The organism is Hyphomonas sp. CACIAM 19H1, assembly GCF_003325995.1.
Classification (GTDB): Bacteria; Pseudomonadota; Alphaproteobacteria; order Caulobacterales; family Hyphomonadaceae; genus Hyphomonas; species Hyphomonas polymorpha.
This window is the reverse complement of record NZ_CP016437.1, coordinates 2,615,911-2,630,625: the sequence shown is the minus strand read 5'-3', so window position 1 is coordinate 2,630,625 and position 14,715 is coordinate 2,615,911. Positions and strand designations below refer to the sequence as shown.

Annotated in this window: 17 protein-coding genes; 10 read left to right on the top strand and 7 right to left on the bottom strand. The window is 63.9% G+C overall.

Features of this window, described 5'->3' with window-relative positions; all coding sequences use genetic code 11:
• The first annotated feature begins 9 nt into the window (after positions 1-9).
• The 3 genes from adhP to BBF93_RS12180 all read left to right on the top strand — a co-directional run bounded on the left by adhP (position 10) and on the right by BBF93_RS12180 (position 3,033).
• Entirely contained in the window at positions 10-1,041 is a 1,032-nt protein-coding gene (gene adhP / locus BBF93_RS12190) for an alcohol dehydrogenase AdhP (RefSeq protein ID WP_114106083.1), read from the top strand.
• 39 nt (positions 1,042-1,080) lie between these two features.
• Positions 1,081-1,446, top strand: a complete 366-nt coding sequence (locus BBF93_RS12185) for a DUF779 domain-containing protein (RefSeq protein ID WP_114106082.1) — start codon at positions 1,081-1,083, stop codon at positions 1,444-1,446.
• A gap of 108 nt (positions 1,447-1,554) precedes the next feature.
• The gene (locus tag BBF93_RS12180; protein ID WP_114106081.1) at positions 1,555-3,033 is read left to right on the top strand and encodes a cobyric acid synthase; all 1,479 of its coding nucleotides are present in this window, start codon (positions 1,555-1,557) and stop codon (positions 3,031-3,033) included.
• Here BBF93_RS12180 and BBF93_RS12175 read toward each other — a convergent pair.
• Both BBF93_RS12175 and BBF93_RS12170 read right to left on the bottom strand, forming a co-directional pair.
• Positions 3,030-3,968, bottom strand: a complete 939-nt coding sequence (locus BBF93_RS12175; RefSeq protein ID WP_114106080.1) for a sterol desaturase family protein — start codon at positions 3,966-3,968, stop codon at positions 3,030-3,032. The genes BBF93_RS12180 and BBF93_RS12175 overlap by 4 nt on opposite strands.
• Before the next feature lie 12 nt (positions 3,969-3,980).
• Positions 3,981-5,285, bottom strand: a complete 1,305-nt coding sequence (locus BBF93_RS12170) for an amidohydrolase family protein (RefSeq protein WP_114106079.1) — start codon at positions 5,283-5,285, stop codon at positions 3,981-3,983.
• 148 nt (positions 5,286-5,433) lie between these two features.
• Between BBF93_RS12170 and BBF93_RS12165 the strand changes: the two genes are divergently transcribed.
• Entirely contained in the window at positions 5,434-6,342 is a 909-nt protein-coding gene (locus tag BBF93_RS12165) for a crotonase/enoyl-CoA hydratase family protein (RefSeq protein WP_035596410.1), read from the top strand.
• 27 nt (positions 6,343-6,369) lie between these two features.
• Entirely contained in the window at positions 6,370-6,855 is a 486-nt protein-coding gene (locus tag BBF93_RS12160; RefSeq protein ID WP_035596408.1) for a CinA family protein, read from the top strand.
• A gap of 305 nt (positions 6,856-7,160) precedes the next feature.
• Here the strand turns inward: BBF93_RS12160 and BBF93_RS12155 are convergent, their stop codons facing one another.
• From BBF93_RS12155 to rpsF, 5 genes are all read right to left on the bottom strand, one after another.
• Complete coding sequence (locus BBF93_RS12155; RefSeq protein ID WP_114106078.1) at positions 7,161-7,859, bottom strand: hypothetical protein; 699 nt, start codon at positions 7,857-7,859, stop codon at positions 7,161-7,163.
• Between the two features lie 213 nt (positions 7,860-8,072).
• Complete coding sequence (locus tag BBF93_RS12150) at positions 8,073-9,563, bottom strand: replicative DNA helicase (protein WP_114106077.1); 1,491 nt, start codon at positions 9,561-9,563, stop codon at positions 8,073-8,075.
• A gap of 171 nt (positions 9,564-9,734) precedes the next feature.
• A complete protein-coding gene (gene rplI, locus BBF93_RS12145; RefSeq protein WP_114106076.1) occupies positions 9,735-10,319 on the bottom strand; it encodes a 50S ribosomal protein L9 in 585 nt (194 codons plus the stop codon).
• A 12-nt stretch (positions 10,320-10,331) separates the two neighbouring features.
• Positions 10,332-10,589, bottom strand: a complete 258-nt coding sequence (gene rpsR, locus BBF93_RS12140) for a 30S ribosomal protein S18 (protein WP_035596393.1) — start codon at positions 10,587-10,589, stop codon at positions 10,332-10,334.
• Positions 10,590-10,610: 21 nt separating this feature from the next.
• Positions 10,611-10,949, bottom strand: coding sequence for a 30S ribosomal protein S6 (gene rpsF, locus BBF93_RS12135; RefSeq protein WP_035596391.1), 339 nt, complete (start codon positions 10,947-10,949; stop codon positions 10,611-10,613).
• 213 nt (positions 10,950-11,162) lie between these two features.
• On the opposite strand from rpsF, the gene fabD reads away from it, so the two are divergent.
• The 5 genes from fabD (at position 11,163) to fabF (ending at position 14,664) form a co-directional block, all read left to right on the top strand.
• Positions 11,163-12,113 carry an ACP S-malonyltransferase gene (gene fabD / locus BBF93_RS12130; RefSeq protein ID WP_114106075.1) on the top strand — a complete coding sequence of 317 codons (951 nt, stop codon included), beginning with the start codon at positions 11,163-11,165 and terminating at the stop codon, positions 12,111-12,113.
• A gap of 5 nt (positions 12,114-12,118) precedes the next feature.
• On the top strand, positions 12,119-12,274 hold the full coding sequence (locus tag BBF93_RS19540; RefSeq protein ID WP_157532715.1) for a hypothetical protein: 156 nt from the start codon (positions 12,119-12,121) through the stop codon (positions 12,272-12,274).
• A gap of 3 nt (positions 12,275-12,277) precedes the next feature.
• Positions 12,278-13,015: a 3-oxoacyl-[acyl-carrier-protein] reductase gene (fabG, locus tag BBF93_RS12125; protein WP_035596386.1), complete on the top strand. Its 738-nt coding sequence runs from the start codon at positions 12,278-12,280 to the stop codon at positions 13,013-13,015.
• Positions 13,016-13,128: 113 nt separating this feature from the next.
• Entirely contained in the window at positions 13,129-13,362 is a 234-nt protein-coding gene (locus BBF93_RS12120; RefSeq protein ID WP_035596381.1) for an acyl carrier protein, read from the top strand.
• 15 nt (positions 13,363-13,377) lie between these two features.
• Positions 13,378-14,664, top strand: coding sequence for a beta-ketoacyl-ACP synthase II (gene fabF / locus BBF93_RS12115; protein WP_035596378.1), 1,287 nt, complete (start codon positions 13,378-13,380; stop codon positions 14,662-14,664).
• The last annotated feature ends 51 nt before the right edge of the window (positions 14,665-14,715 follow it).

Sequence of the window (14,715 nt, the reverse complement as noted above, 5' to 3'; positions counted from 1 at the left end):
GAATACCCAATGGCCAAGACAATGAAAGCTGCGGTTGTCCGCGAGTTTGGCAAGCCGCTGGTTATTGAAGAGGTGCCCGTTCCCGAGCCCGGCCCTGGCATGATCCAGGTGAAGATTGCCGCCTCCGGCGTTTGCCATACAGACCTGCACGCCGCCGAGGGGGACTGGCCGGTAAAGCCCAATCCGCCCTTCATTCCGGGGCATGAGGGCGTTGGCTTCGTCTCTGCGGTGGGCGCAGGCGTCAAGCATGTGAAGGAGGGCGACCGCGTGGGCGTGCCGTGGCTCTACACCGCCTGCGGCCATTGCCGGCACTGCCTTGGCGGCTGGGAGACGCTTTGCCATGACCAGCAGAACACAGGATATTCCGTGAACGGCGGGTTTGCACAATATGTCGTGGCAGACCCCAATTATGTGGGACATCTGCCGGATAACATTGCCTTTGACGAGATGGCTCCGATCCTCTGCGCCGGCGTGACCGTGTATAAAGGGCTGAAGATGACCGACACGCGGCCTGGCGACTGGGTGGTGATTTCGGGCGTGGGCGGCCTCGGCCATCTGGCGGTTCAATATGCCAGGGCGATGGGGCTGAATGTGGCCGCTGTCGACGTGGACGATGCCAAGCTGGCGCTGGCGCGCCGCCTGGGGGCGAGCCTGACCGTCAACGCCAAGACCTCTCGTGATCCGGCTACCGACATCAAGAAAGGCACGGATGGCGGGGCGCAGGGCGTGCTGGTGACGGCGGTTTCGCCCAAGGCCTTCGAGCAGGCCCTCGGCATGACGGCACGCGGCGGGACGGTGGCGCTCAACGGTCTTCCGCCCGGCGATTTCCCGCTGCCGATTTTCGACATGGTGCTGAACGGCACCACCGTGCGCGGCTCGATTGTGGGTACACGGCTGGACTTGCAGGAGGCGATCGACTTTGCCGCAGAGGGCAAGGTGAAGGCGACGGTGGCCTTGGAGCCCATGGAAAACATCAACGATATTTTCCAGCGGATGCACAAGGGACAGATCGAAGGCCGGATCGTCATGTCTGTCGATTGAGGCCTTCTGCCTTTCCGCCGCCCAGAAGGAGACAGCCCCATGCCCAGCGATATTTTTCGCGTCACCGCCACGCCCGCCGCGCTGGACCTGCTGGCGGAGATCGTGGGCGATCATGGGCCTGTGCTGTTCCACCAGTCCGGAGGGTGCTGTGATGGGTCTTCGCCGATGTGTTATCCGCAGGACGACTTCAAGCTGGGCGAGAATGATGTGAAGCTGGGCGAGATCGGGGATATGCCGGTGTATATTTCCGGCAGCCAGTTCGAGCTGTGGAAACATACCCAGCTGATCATTGACGCCGTGCCGGGCCGGGGCGGGATGTTCTCGCTGGACAATGGCCGCGAGCGCCGGTTTTTGACGCGCTCGCGCGTTTTCACGCCCGAGGAACTGGCGGCGCTGGACGCTTGAGGCAGAGGCCGGGAGGTCAGCCGGGAAATTTCTGGACAGGTGGCCTGCGCGTTCCTACACGTCGCGGAGAGGGCGCCCCTGCGGGCGTCAGCCTGGAGGCAGGGAGTGATGGGCCCGCGCGCAATCATGATCCAGGGCACTGGCTCTGATGTTGGCAAGTCGCTGCTGGTGGCAGGGCTGTGCCGCATTGCGCGGCGCCAGGGCCTCACCGTAGCGCCGTTCAAGCCGCAGAACATGTCCAACAATGCGGCCGCAACCGCCGATGGCGGGGAGATTGGCCGCGCGCAGGCGCTGCAGGCGCGGGCCTGCGGACTTGATCCGGAGACGGACTTTAACCCTGTTCTGCTCAAGCCCCAGTCTGACCGCACATCGCAGGTAATCGTGCATGGGCGCCCTTCGGCCACGCTGGCGGCGGCCGACTATATGGCCCGGCGCGAGGGCCTGCGCAGCGCGGTGCTGGAGAGTTTCGGGCGGCTGACGTCGCGCTTTGATCTTGTGATCGTGGAAGGGGCGGGCAGCCCGGCGGAGATCAATCTGCGCGGCGGCGACATTGCCAATATGGGCTTTGCCCGCGCCGCCGGGGTGCCCGTGGTGCTGGCCGGCGACATTGACCGGGGCGGGGTGATCGCGGCGATTGTGGGAACGAAGACGGTGATCGAGGCAGAGGACGCCGCCATGATCCGGGCGTTCCTCATCAACAAGTTTCGCGGCGATCCTTCCCTGTTTACGCCGGCCATGGCGGATATCGAGCGCATGACCGGATGGGCGGGCCTGGGCATTGTGCCCTGGCTCAGCGCGGCGGCGCGCCTGCCGGCGGAGGACGCAGTCGTCCTGGGGCAGATGAAATCAAGGGGGGACGGCAAGATCCGCATTGCGGCGCCGATGCTGTCGCGGATAGCAAACTTTGATGATGCCGACCCGCTGCGGAATGAGCCGAATGTGGACTTCCTGTTTGTGCCGCCGGGGCAGGCGATCCCGCGGGACACAGATGTGATCATCCTCTTTGGCACCAAATCCACGCTGGCGGACATGGCTTTCCTGCGGGCGCAGGGATGGGATCATGACATCCTGGCCCATGCGCGCACGGGCGGGCGGGTGCTGGGTATTTGCGGGGGATATCAGATGCTGGGCCAGTGGCTGTGCGATCCGGAAGGCGCTGATGGCCCGGCCGGAGAGATGCCGGGGCTGGGCTTGCTGCAGACCGACACGACCATGCAGGGGGCAAAGACCGTCCGTCCCGTGACGGGCATTTGCGCACGCACGGGGCTTGCCGTCAGCGGCTATGAGATCCATGCGGGGCTGACGCGCGGGCCGGATGGGGCGCGGCCTTTCCTTCAGTTGCCGGATGGTCCTGAAGGCGCGGTCAGCCCGGACGGGCGCATTGAGGGCACTTATGTGCATGGCCTCTTTGCCGAGGATCGCTTCCGGTCGGCCTGGCTGGAAGGGGTGCGGGCGGGGGCGTCATCCGAGGCGGCCTATGGGGCATCGGTGGAGGCGGCGCTGGACGCGCTGGCCGATGGGCTGGAGGCGCATATGGATGTGGCGCGTTTCCTGGCGCTGGCCGAGCCGCCGGGCTGGCGGGGTTAGTCCCGCGCGGGCGGCAAGCCGGGCTGGCCGGCCTGGCCCGGATGGGCGGCGACATAGGCCTGTTTGAGTTCGGCGGAGCGATTATGGTGGCCATCCGGGCTCCAGCCCGGCGCATTGACCGCCCGGCCCAGCCAGCGCCACGGGCGCAGGCCATCGCGGGCGCAATCGGTCAGGAAGCCGCCGAATTCGTGGAAGGCGATGGTGATGGGATTGTGCGTGGTGAGCTGTTTGACGATGCCATAGCTCGGCTTGTCCTCCTCCAGCTCGGGCACGAAGGTTCCGAACATCTTGTCCCAGATGATGAAGACGCCGGCATAGTTCGTATCCAGATAACGCGGGTTGGTGGCGTGGTGGACGCGGTGGTGGGAGGGGGTGTTCATCACCGACTCGAACCAGCGGGGCATCTTGTCCACCGCCTCGGTGTGAATCCAGAACTGGTAGATCAGGTTAAGGCCGCCTGCGAGGGCGAGGACATAGGGGTGGAAGCCCAGCCAGACGAGCGGCAGGCCGACCAGGATGAGCCCCGTGAACGGGCCGAACCAGGGCTGGCGCAGAGCGGTGGTGAGGTTGTAGTGCCGGGAGGAATGGTGGGTGACATGCTCCATCCAGAACCAGCGCATGCGGTGGGCGAAGCGGTGTTTCCAGTAATAGATGAAATCATACGCCACAAAGCAGAGGGCAAAGCTCCACCAGGTCATTGGGATGGTCATGATACGGAAGGGCCAGGCCAGCATCATCATCCAGAGGGCGATGGTGGCTGTAGCGGTGTTGACCACGACATTGCCCAGACCCATGGCCATGGAGGCGAGGGCGTCCTTCGTTTCGTAGCGGCCCTTGGCGCGGCCGGTTTTCACCGCCCACCATTCCCACGCCACCGAGGCCACGAAGACCGGGGCGGCCAGGGCGGTCACATCCGGAAAAGGCGTGAAATCCATGGGCGATGATCCTTAGAAGGACGAAGCCTGCGGGACGCCGCTCTGCTTGTAGACGACGCCGCCTTTCATCACGAAGTCCACATCGGCCAGGCGCTGCATGTCTGCCAGCGGATCAGCGGTGACGGCGACAAAATCTGCCTTGCAGCCGACGTCTCCGCAGCCGACTTCGCCGGATTTTCCGAGGGCTTCGGCAGCGAAGGAGGTGCCCGCGCGCAGGGCCTGCATCGGCGTCATGCCGAAGGTGACCATGCGGGAGAACTGGTTGCCGTTGAGGCCGTGGGGATAGACCCCGGCATCGGATCCGAAGACGACCTTGGCGCCGGCCTTGACGGCGGCGCTGAAGCTGGCGCGCTGGCGGGCGGAGATGGAGCGTTCCTTGGCGAGGGATTCTTCCAGGAGGCCGTTCTTCGCGCCTTCGGAGAGGATGTATTCGGTGTTGTAGATGTCCATCGAGAGATAGGTGCCATGCTCGACGGCGAGCTGGATGGTGGCCTCGTCCATGATGGAGCCATGCTCGACCGTATCGACACCGGCGAGGATGGCGTTGCGGATGCCGACGGTGCCGTGGGCGTGGCTGGCGACCTTGAGGCCGCGGGCATGGGCCTCTTCGACGATGGCCTCAATCTCTTCGATCGTGCCTTGCGCTGCGCCCAGCGCAGTGCCTTTGGAGAGGACGCCGCCGGTGGAGCAGGTCTTGATCAGGTCCACGCCGTATTTGATGTTCTCCCGAACCTTGGCGCGCATTTCCCAGGGGCCGTTGGCAACGCCGGCGCCTTTCAGGCCATATTCGGAGGGCAGGAGGTTCATGTCCGAGCAGTGGCCACCCGTGATGCCGACCGGCGGGCCGGAAACGATCAGGCGGGGGCCGGGCACTTCGCCGGCCTCGATGGCGTCGCGCAGGGCAACATCGGCATAGCTTTTGGCGCCGAGATTGCGCGCGGTGGTGAAGCCGGCGAGCAGGGTCTTGCGGGCATTCTTGACGCCCTTGATGGCCATCCGCTCGTCCGAAAGGCTCAAGGAATAGTAGGGGCCGTCTTCGGCGTCGCTGGTGAGGTGGACGTGCATGTCGATGAAGCCGGGCATCAGCCAGGCCTGGCCGAGATCGACCGTTTTGGCGCCCCTTGGGGCCTTGAGGCTGGCCTTGGTGCCGCGCTGGGCGACCACGCCCTCCTCAATCACGAAGGCGGCATCGCGCACGGTTTGCCCGGAAACGGGGTCAATGAAATGGCCCGCCGTGAGGTAGACCGTTTCGCCGGCAGCGGGGCTGGCGGCAAGCGTGAGCGCTGCGGCGGCGGCAGCGAGAGCGCGAAGGATCATGGCCGGGCGATTCCTGAAAATTTCGTCATGCGTCGTGTCTGTTGTGCGGTGGCGGATGCGCTTGCGTCAAGCGCCCCGGCGCGCTTGACGGACGTTAGGGAAGGCGGGCCTTCTCGGGCGGGAGACAAATCACTGGAGGAACCCGACGATGGCTAGGCCCAAGGAATTCAAGGAAATCATTCTCGACATCGAGGACGGTATCGCCACCCTGACGCTGCACCGGCCGGACAATATGAACGCCTTCACCGGCACCATGATGTACGAGATGATCGAGGCCTTCGACATCACCGACGCCAATGATGACGTGAAGGTGGTGATCGTCACCGGGCATGGCGACCGGGCCTTCTGCGCCGGGGCCGACCTATCGGCAGGCGCCAAGACGTTCGACTATGACGCCCGCGCCGGGGATGGCGAGAAGGGCCGGACCGAATCGGTGGACATCCAGCGCGATGGCGGCGGCCGCGTGACCCTGCGCATTTTCGAGAGCCTGAAGCCGGTGATCGGCGCGATCAATGGCGCGGCTGTGGGCATTGGCGTGACCATGCAGCTGCCGATGGATATCCGCATTGCTTCGGACAAGGCGCGCTTTGGCTTTGTGTTCAACCGCCGGGGCATCAACCCGGAGGCGGCGTCGAGCTGGTTCCTGCCGCGCCTTGTGGGCATCCAGCAGGCGCTGGAATGGTGCTATACCGGCCGCGTGTTCCCGGCGGATGAGGCGCTGAAGGGCGGGCTCGTGAGCCGTGTTGTTCCTCATGCGGACCTGATGACGGTGGCGCGGGAACTGGCCAAGGAAATTGCCGATAACACCGCGCCGGTTTCCAACGCGCTGACGCGGCAGATGATGTGGCGGATGCTGGGCGCGAGCCATCCGATGGAAGCGCATATCGTGGACTCGGCCGCCATCTATACCCGCGGCAAGACGCCGGACGCGAAAGAGGGCGTGATGAGCTTCCTGGAGAAGCGCACGCCGACCTATCCGGTGAAAGTTTCCGACGGAATGCCGGGCTTCTTCCCCTGGTGGGACGAGCCAGAGTTCGAATGGATCGGCAACAAGTAAACCCGGACGGCGAGGGGCGATAAGGCCATGCAGACATTATTGCCCCTTGCCGCCGAGATTGGCGACATCCTGAAGGCGCGGCGGGAGACCGTCGCGATTTCGGAATCTTCCGCTGGCGGACTGATTTCCGCCGCGCTGCTGGCCGCGCCGGGCGCTTCGCGCTACTACCGGGGCGGCGGCGTGATCTATACCCCGCAGGCGTTCCGCGGCCTTCTGGGCCTGACGCGGGAAGACCTGGGCGACAAGCGCTCCTCCTCCGAGCCCTATGCCAGGATGCTGGCCGGGCGCATCCGCGAGCTGCTGGAGGCTGATTGGGGCCTCTGCGAGACGGGCGCCTCCGGGCCAACGGGCAACATGTATGGCGACGATGCGGGGCATACCTGCGTGGCGCTGGCCGGGCCGGGGGGCGTGCTGGTTTCCCGCACGCTTGAGACCGGGATTTCAGACCGGGAGGCGAATATGCGCCTCTTTGCGGCCGAGGCGCTGGACCTGTTGCGGGGCGGGCTCGGCTGAGGCTGGCGGCGGCGCGCTGCTATTCAGTCAAATTCAATCTTCTTTCGCTTTCGTCTTCCCGGGATTTGCGAAAGCAAAGCCCGGGATTCAGCGCAAGAAGGAAAGTCTGGATCCTGGTCTTCGCCTTCGGCGAAACCGGGAAGACGCATCATGAGATGTGCGACTGCGGAGCGTTCAGGAGATAGGCCCTCAGATGGCCTTCGGCCATCGAGGGTGACGATGGAGGGGGGAATCTGACTTGCGCACAAACGCCCTTATCCTCCCTCGCTGGGCGAGGGAGGCGGGCGGCTGATTGGGCGGGGATTTCAGGATGTGTTGAGGAGGGGCGTGCTGCGGGCGGCCTGGGTGAGTTCCTGCAGCAGGCTGAGGGCATTCTGGCCGAGAGATCTGGCCGCGCCGGGGATCTTGCCGGACGACAGTGTTCTGGCGGCGGTGGCGGCTGAGGCGGCGCAGCGGCGGCGCCAGCGGCGGGCGACCGGAGCGGGGGCCTCATAGGCGGCGCGCAGCGCTTCGAAGCGGCGGCGGAAGGCGGCGGCAGGATCGCGGGGCGCGGGCGGCGGGGCCGCAGCCGGGCGGGCCTCAAGGGCAGCCTCGGTGAGCAGTGTGATGCGGGGCATGAGATCTTCGGGAATATAATCCGCCTTCGGATATTTTATCGGGCGGGGCTGGGGCTCGCTCATGCGGAACAGGGGCGCGCGGGGAGAGGCAGCAGCCTGAGGGCCGGGCGATGGCGGGCGGGCGCTGGCTTTGGCAGGCGCGCGGGCGGGGGGAGCGGGTGCCGGTTCCAGCTGGAAGGCCATGAGGATGATAGCCCGGCGCAGGGCAGCCTCCGCAGGCAGGAGCGCGCGGCGCGTGAGATAGCGGACAACCCGCGCGCTGAGCGGGGTGTTTCCCAGCCGCTCCAGCGCAGTGTCAAGAAACCCAATCAGATCAAGGATGAAATACCGCGTTCTTCCCAGAAGGTCGTTCAGGATGTCAGGATCATCCGGGGGCTGAGGGGGCATGTCTTCCATGCCGGGAAGATTAGCATGGGCGCAGAGGGGGTGGACAAGTTTGCCGGAATTTCTTTCAAGGGGTTGAAAGAACCGGGATTTTTTGCAGGATATTGGGGGATAAGGGGGCGTGCCCGCTCATCCTTCGACTTCGCTCAGGATGAGCTTTGCGGGGCCTTGCGAGATCCCCGCCTTCGCGGGGAGGAGCGGAGGAGGGCCTTGCCGTTATTCGTAGACGTCTTCGCCCATGCGGGATTTGTCGAGGTCTCCGAAGCGGGTGACGTTGGAGTCGAAGGCGAGCTTGACTGTGCCGATGGGGCCGTGACGCTGTTTGGAGACGATGACTTCGGCGGTGCCGTAGACCTGATCCATGCGCGCGCGCCAGGCATTCCATTTTTCGTTCGAGGTCGGATCGTTCGGATCGGCGGGCGGCTCTGTCCGCGCGAGGTAGTATTCCTCCCGGAACACGAACATCACGATATCGGCGTCCTGCTCGATCGAGCCGGATTCGCGCAGGTCTGACAGTTGCGGGCGCTTGTCGTCGCGCTGTTCCACCGCGCGGGAAAGCTGGGACAGAGCCACGATGGGGACGTTGAGATCCTTGGCGAGGGCTTTCAGCGCCGTGGTGATCTGAGTGACTTCCTGCACGCGGTTGGCCTGGCCGCCGGAATTCGACACGGTGATCAGCTGCAGATAGTCGATCACGATCATGTCGAGGCCGACCGAGCGCTGCAGGCGGCGGGCGCGGGCCGTCAGCTCACTGATGGAAATGCCGCCGGTGTCGTCAATATAGAGCGGCAGGTTCTGCAACTCGGCGGTGGCTTCGACGAGTTGTTCGAAGTCTGCCTTGGTGAGGTCGCCCTGGCGGATGCGGTGGGCGTTGATGCCGGTGCGCTCGGCGAGGATACGGGTGGCGAGCTGTTCGTTCGACATCTCGAGCGAGAAGAAGGCCACGACCGCGCCGTCCATCGTTTTCTTCGAGCCGTCTTCCTGGGTTTCGTATTTGTAGGCAGCGGCCGCGTTATAGGCGATGTTGGTGGCGAGCGAGGTTTTGCCCATCGAGGGGCGGCCGGCGAGGATCAGCAGGTCAGACCGGTGGAAGCCGCCAAGCTGGCTGTCGAGATCGCGCAGGCCGGTGGGGATGCCGGCGATCTTGCCGCCGCGCTTGAAGGCGGCTTCGGCAGTGATCAGCGATTCGGCGAGGGCTTCGGCGAAGCTGGAGAAGCCGCGCTCGGCGCTGCCGCGCTCGGCGAGATCGAAGAGGGCGCGTTCGGCCTTGTTGATGAGGACCGAACCGGTGTCGTCGGGCTCCGGCGTGATGGCCTGGGACTGGATCGTGCCGCCGACATTGATCAGCTCGCGCCGGATGGCGAGGTCGCGGATGATGCGGGCATAGTCCTTCACCTCCGGCCCGAAGGCGGCGGCGTCCAGCAGGTCGACGAGGTATTTCGCGCCGCCGATTTCGGCGAGCTTTTCCCGGTGCTCGAAATATTCGCGCAGGGTGACGCCATCGGCCACGCGGCCGGTCTGGATCATGTTGGCGGCGACGGCATACACCTCGCGGTGGGCGGGGGCGTAGAAATCGTTCGGGGTGAGGATGTCGGCGATGAACTGGTAGACGTTATTGTCGAACAGGATCGCGCCGAGCACGGCGGCTTCGGCGGCAAGGTTGTTGGGCGGCGTGATCGCGCCGCTTCCCGGCTTTTGCTCAGACATGGGCACCCCCGTGGCGCAAACGTTTACTATAACGAACCGGGTTCGTTTTGCGACTCGCCGAAGCAGACTGGGCGCAAATTCCCGGGTCTCATCCCCAGCCTTCTGGCCAAAGAAAAACGGCGGCCCGAAAGAGCCGCCGTTTCCAAATGCTTGCCTGAAGGCTGGCGAAGATTACTCTTCGTCGCCACCCAGTTCGGCGCGCTCGGCAGCGGCAGCGGCGAGTTCGCCGGCCTGCTCATCGGCCTGAGCCTGGTTGGCAGCGGCCAGGGCAGCGACGATGTCCTCACCTTTTTCCTGACGCTCGGCTTCTTCGGTCGAACGGGCCACGTTCACCTGGACTTTCACGCTGACTTCAGCGTGCAGGCGGACGGACACTTCGGAGATGCCGATAGCCTTGATCGGCTTGTCGAGGCGGACCGCAGCGCGGTCGACCTTGTAGCCGGCAGCTTCAGCAGCTTCTGCGACGTCGCGGGCCGAAACAGACCCGTAGAGCTGGCCGGTTTCGCCAGCCTGACGGATCAGCACGAAGGTTGCGCCTTCGAGTTTTTCCGCTTCGGTCTGGGCAGCGTCGCGGGCAGCGGCGTTGCGGGCTTCGATGGCTTCACGCTCGGCTTCGAACCGCTTGCGGTTCTTGTCGTTGGCGATCAGCGCCTTGCCTTGCGGGATGAGGAAGTTGCGCGCGAAGCCGTTCTTGACGCGGACTTCGTCACCGATCTTGCCGAGGCGGTCGATGCGCTCAAGGAGAATGACTTGCATGGGGGTCTCTCCTTACTTCACTTCAAACGGAATCAGGGCCAGCATGCGGGCGCGTTTGATCGCCTGGGCAAGCTTGCGCTGGTTCTTGAGGTTTACAGCCGTGATGCGGCTCGGCACGATTTTCCCTTTTTCAGAGATGTAGCGCTGAAGCAGTTTCACGTCTTTGTAATCGATTTCCTGAGCGTTCTGGCCGGTAAACGGGTCCACCTTGCGGCGGCGTCCGAACGGGCGGCGGGCAGGAATGTTCGTGATGTTGATTTTCTGTGCCATGTGATCTGTCCTCCTGCCGGGTTAGTCGCGGCGGCGTTCTTTGCGAGAGAGAACCGGCGAAGGCTCGTCGCTCAGCGTTTCAACGCGGACGGTCATGTAGCGCATCACGTCTTCGGAGATGCGCTGGCGGCGCTCCAGCTCATGAATCGCATCGGCAGGGCCGTCGATGTTGAGCAGGGAGTAGTGACCCTTGCGCTGTTTCTTGATCGGGTAAGCGAGGCTGCGAAGGCCCCAATACTCGGTCTTGCCGACAGTTGCGCCTTTTTCCTTGAGGAAGGTGGAAATCTCTTCGATGAAGGATTCAACCTGGGCGGGCGAGATATCAGGCCGTGTGATCACGACATGCTCGTACAGTGCCATGTTTTCATTCCCAAAATTACGAAGATGCGGCACCGGGGAGCGGGAAACTCTTCCAGTGATGGCCCCTCTTTTACCGGCTCATTCCGGTGACTTGAGGACCGCACCTTGCTGTGAAGAGGCGCTCTTAAGCCTATCCTTGTGGAAAATTCAAGCGCTTGCATGCGCCGGGGACGCGCTTTAGGCACGCCGGAAAACTAGGGAGACAGGGCGAACATGACCCTCGCATTCATTTTTCCCGGACAGGGCAGCCAGGAAATTGGCATGGGCAAGGCGCTGGCCGAGGCCTTCCCCGCGGCAAAAGCCGTGTTTGACGAAGTTGACGAGGCGCTGGGCCAGAAGCTGTCCACCCTGATGTGGGAAGGCGATATTGCCGAGCTGACGCTCACCGCCAACACCCAGCCCGCCCTGATGGCCCATTCTGTGGCCGCGATGCGGGCGCTGGAGGCCGGTTTCGGGATTTCGGCGAAGGATGCCGCCTTTGTGGCCGGGCATTCGCTGGGCGAGTATTCGGCGCTGGCGGCAGCCGGGGCGATCAGCGTGGCGGATACCGCGCGCCTCTTGCGCATCCGCGGCAATGCCATGCAATCGGCCGTGCAGCCGGGCCAGGGCGCCATGGCGGCGCTGCTGGGCGCCGACTACGACCAGGCGGAAGCCGCCTGCAAGGCGGGCCGCGAGACGGGTGGGGTGTGCGACATTGCCAATGACAACGCCCCCGGCCAGCTGGTGATTTCCGGCAGCAAGGCGGCGATTGATGCGGCCGTGGCCTGGGCGCAGGGCAATGGCGTGAAGAAGGCGATGGCGCTGAACGTGTCTGCCCCCTTCCATTGCGGGCTGATGCAGCCGGCGGCGGACGCCATGGCGGCGGCGATGGCGGACGCAGAGATCAAGGCGCCGGTGGTGCCGCTGGTGGCAAACGTCATGGCGAGCGCTGTCACTGACCCCGAGACGATCCGCCAGAATCTCGTAAAACAGGTGACCGGCCGGGTTCGCTGGACCGAGAGCGTGCAGTATATGGTCAGCCAGGGCGTCACCACGACAGGGGAAGCCGGGGCTGGCAAGGTGCTGACGGTCATGCAGCGCCGGATCGAGAAGTCACTGAACGGCCTCACCCTCGGCACGCCCGAGGATCTGGAAGCCTTCGCGAAAGCGATCAAAGGGGGCTGAGACGTATGGAGCTTGCGCGGCTGCTGTTTGGCGATTTCAGGACCTATGTTTTCCTGTTTGTCGTCCTTCTGGTAGCGCTGGAGCTTTATCGGCGGCACAGAAAGAACAAGGCGCCCAGAATTTCTCCCGAGGAATACTGGCAGCAGGACAAGGAAAACTAGATCATGTTTGACCTTACGGGCCGCACGGCCCTCGTTACAGGCGCTTCGGGTGGTATTGGCCGGGCGATTGCGCAGGCCCTGTCCGAGGCAGGCGCCAAGGTGGCCCTTTCCGGCACGCGCGAAGCGGTGCTGCAGGAAGTGGCATCTACCCTGAAGGGCGAGACGGCGATTGTGCCCTGCAACCTGTCTGATCCGGCCGCCGTGGACGCGCTGGTGGGCCAGGCAGAGGCCGCCATCGGCCCGCTGGACATTCTGGTGGCGAATGCCGGCATCACCCGCGACAAGCTGCTCATCCAGATGAAGGATGAGGACTGGAGCGACGTGATCAATGTTAACCTGGGAAGCTATTTCCGGCTGACCAAATCAGCTGTGAGGGGAATGATGAAGCGCCGCCACGGCCGCATCATCGGAATCACCTCGGTTGTCGGGGTTACGGGGAATCCCGGACAGACAAATTATTGTGCCTCCAAGGCGGGCATGATCGGCTTTACCAAATCGATCGCCCAGGAGGTCGCCTCGCGCGGCATTACGGCGAACACGATTGCCCCCGGATTCATCGAATCGCCCATGACGGATGTGCTGCCGGAAGCCCAGAAAACGGCGCTTTTGGGGCAGATTCCGGCCGGAAGGCTCGGGGCAGGCGGCGACATTGCTGCAGCAGCAGTGTATCTTGCTTCGAATGAAGCGGCTTATGTCACCGGCCAGACGCTGCACGTAAATGGCGGCATGGCAATGATTTAAGCCCAGCAGTAGGGCATCAGACTAGGGCTTGGCGCTCATCCGTAGTGTGTGCTAGGCGCAACACCAATGGTTCGCATGAGGACCAGTCATCAGACATATCGAGAGAGGTATTCATGTCTGACGTTTTTGAACGTGTGAAGAAAATCGTAGTCGAGAACCTCGACGTGGATGCTGACAAGGTCGTGGAAAGCGCAAGCTTCATCGATGACCTGGGTGCAGACTCGCTGGACCTCGTCGAACTCGTGATGGCTTTTGAAGAAGAGTTCAACATCGAGATCCCCGATGACGTGCAAGAGTCGATCCGTTCGGTCGGTGACGCCGTCTCGCACATCAAGGCTCACGTCTAAGACGCGGGGCCAAGTATGTCGGAGCGTCGAGTCGTCATTACCGGTATCGGTATCGTTTCACCGCTAGCCAATGGTCGTGAGGCCACCTGGGAGCGGCTGATTGCCGGTAAATCCGGAGCAGGCAAGATTGACGCCTTCGATGCGTCCGACATGCCGTGCAAGATCGCTTTCCAGGTTCCGTGGGCTTCTGGCCGCGGGGGCGGGGCTGGCGATCCGCACGCTTTCGATCCAGACAAGGTGCTCTCCGCCAAGGAGCAGCGCCGGATCGACGAATTCATTCTTTACGGGATCGCCGCGGCGGACGAAGCCCTTGAGGATTCCGGCTGGAAGCCGGAGACCGAAGAGGAAAAGGAACGTTCCGGCGTCATGATCGGCTCGGGCATCGGTGGCCTGGAATCGATCTACGATACGGCGATCACGCTGCACGAGCATGGCCCGCGCAAGGTCAGCCCGTTCTTCATTCCGTCGTCGCTGATCAACCTGGCCTCCGGGCAGGTGTCCATCCGCCACGGCCTGAAAGGCCCTAACCATTCGGTGGTGACGGCCTGTGCAACCGGGGCCCACGCCATCGGCGATTCTGCCCGTCTGATTCAGTATGGCGATGCCGATGTCATGCTGGCGGGCGGTGCTGAAGCCGTGATCGGCCGCATCGGCATTGCCGGCTTCTGCGCGGCCAAGGCGATGTCCACCAATTTCAATGACACGCCCGAAAAGGCCTCGCGCCCCTATGACAAGGACCGCGATGGCTTTGTGATGGGCGAAGGCGCTGCCGTTCTGGTGCTCGAAGAGTATGAGCACGCCAAGAAACGCGGCGCGAAGATCTATGCCGAAGTGATCGGCTATGGCCTGACGGGCGATGCCTACCACATCACGGCCCCTGCCGAAGGCGCCGAGGGCGGCTACCGCGCCATGAAGATGGCGCTGAAGAACGCAAAGATCGACCCTTCGGAGATCGACTATGTGAACGCCCACGGCACCTCCACCCCGAAAGGCGATGAGGGCGAAGCGGGCGCGGTGGAGCGGGCCTTCGGTGATCACGCCAAGAACATCTCGATGTCTTCCACCAAATCGGCCGTTGGCCACCTGCTCGGCGCGGCCGGCGCGATTGAGGCGGCGTTCTGCGCGCTGGCGATTCGCGATCAGGTGATGCCGCCGACGCTGAACCTCGACAATCCGAGCTTCGAGACGGTGATCGACCTCATCCCGCACAAGGCCAAGAAGGGCCAGGTGCGCGCCGCGATGTCCAACAGCTTCGGTTTTGGCGGTACAAACGCCTCGCTGGTGCTGCGCAAGGTCGACTGACGCCTCACGCGAGTGTCTGACGCATTCTAATGAACCGCTGGCTGTGAAGCC

Bases quoted from the DNA above. Each gene is read 5' to 3' on its own strand.
- BBF93_RS12165 (WP_035596410.1), top strand. From the start codon at position 5,434: ATGGCTAGGCCCAAGGAATTCAAGGAAATCATTCTCGACATCGAGGAC.
- adhP (WP_114106083.1), top strand. From the start codon at position 10: ATGGCCAAGACAATGAAAGCTGCGGTTGTCCGCGAGTTTGGCAAGCCG.
- fabF (WP_035596378.1), top strand. From the start codon at position 13,378: ATGTCGGAGCGTCGAGTCGTCATTACCGGTATCGGTATCGTTTCACCG.
- BBF93_RS12185 (WP_114106082.1), top strand. From the start codon at position 1,081: ATGCCCAGCGATATTTTTCGCGTCACCGCCACGCCCGCCGCGCTGGAC.
- BBF93_RS12120 (WP_035596381.1), top strand. From the start codon at position 13,129: ATGTCTGACGTTTTTGAACGTGTGAAGAAAATCGTAGTCGAGAACCTC.
- BBF93_RS12160 (WP_035596408.1), top strand. From the start codon at position 6,370: ATGCAGACATTATTGCCCCTTGCCGCCGAGATTGGCGACATCCTGAAG.
- BBF93_RS19540 (WP_157532715.1), top strand. From the start codon at position 12,119: ATGGAGCTTGCGCGGCTGCTGTTTGGCGATTTCAGGACCTATGTTTTC.
- rpsF (WP_035596391.1), bottom strand. From the start codon at position 10,949: ATGGCACTGTACGAGCATGTCGTGATCACACGGCCTGATATCTCGCCC.
- fabD (WP_114106075.1), top strand. From the start codon at position 11,163: ATGACCCTCGCATTCATTTTTCCCGGACAGGGCAGCCAGGAAATTGGC.
- BBF93_RS12155 (WP_114106078.1), bottom strand. From the start codon at position 7,859: ATGCCCCCTCAGCCCCCGGATGATCCTGACATCCTGAACGACCTTCTG.
- rpsR (WP_035596393.1), bottom strand. From the start codon at position 10,589: ATGGCACAGAAAATCAACATCACGAACATTCCTGCCCGCCGCCCGTTC.
- BBF93_RS12170 (WP_114106079.1), bottom strand. From the start codon at position 5,285: ATGATCCTTCGCGCTCTCGCTGCCGCCGCCGCAGCGCTCACGCTTGCC.
- BBF93_RS12175 (WP_114106080.1), bottom strand. From the start codon at position 3,968: ATGGATTTCACGCCTTTTCCGGATGTGACCGCCCTGGCCGCCCCGGTC.
- fabG (WP_035596386.1), top strand. From the start codon at position 12,278: ATGTTTGACCTTACGGGCCGCACGGCCCTCGTTACAGGCGCTTCGGGT.
- BBF93_RS12150 (WP_114106077.1), bottom strand. From the start codon at position 9,563: ATGTCTGAGCAAAAGCCGGGAAGCGGCGCGATCACGCCGCCCAACAAC.
- rplI (WP_114106076.1), bottom strand. From the start codon at position 10,319: ATGCAAGTCATTCTCCTTGAGCGCATCGACCGCCTCGGCAAGATCGGT.
- BBF93_RS12180 (WP_114106081.1), top strand. From the start codon at position 1,555: ATGGGCCCGCGCGCAATCATGATCCAGGGCACTGGCTCTGATGTTGGC.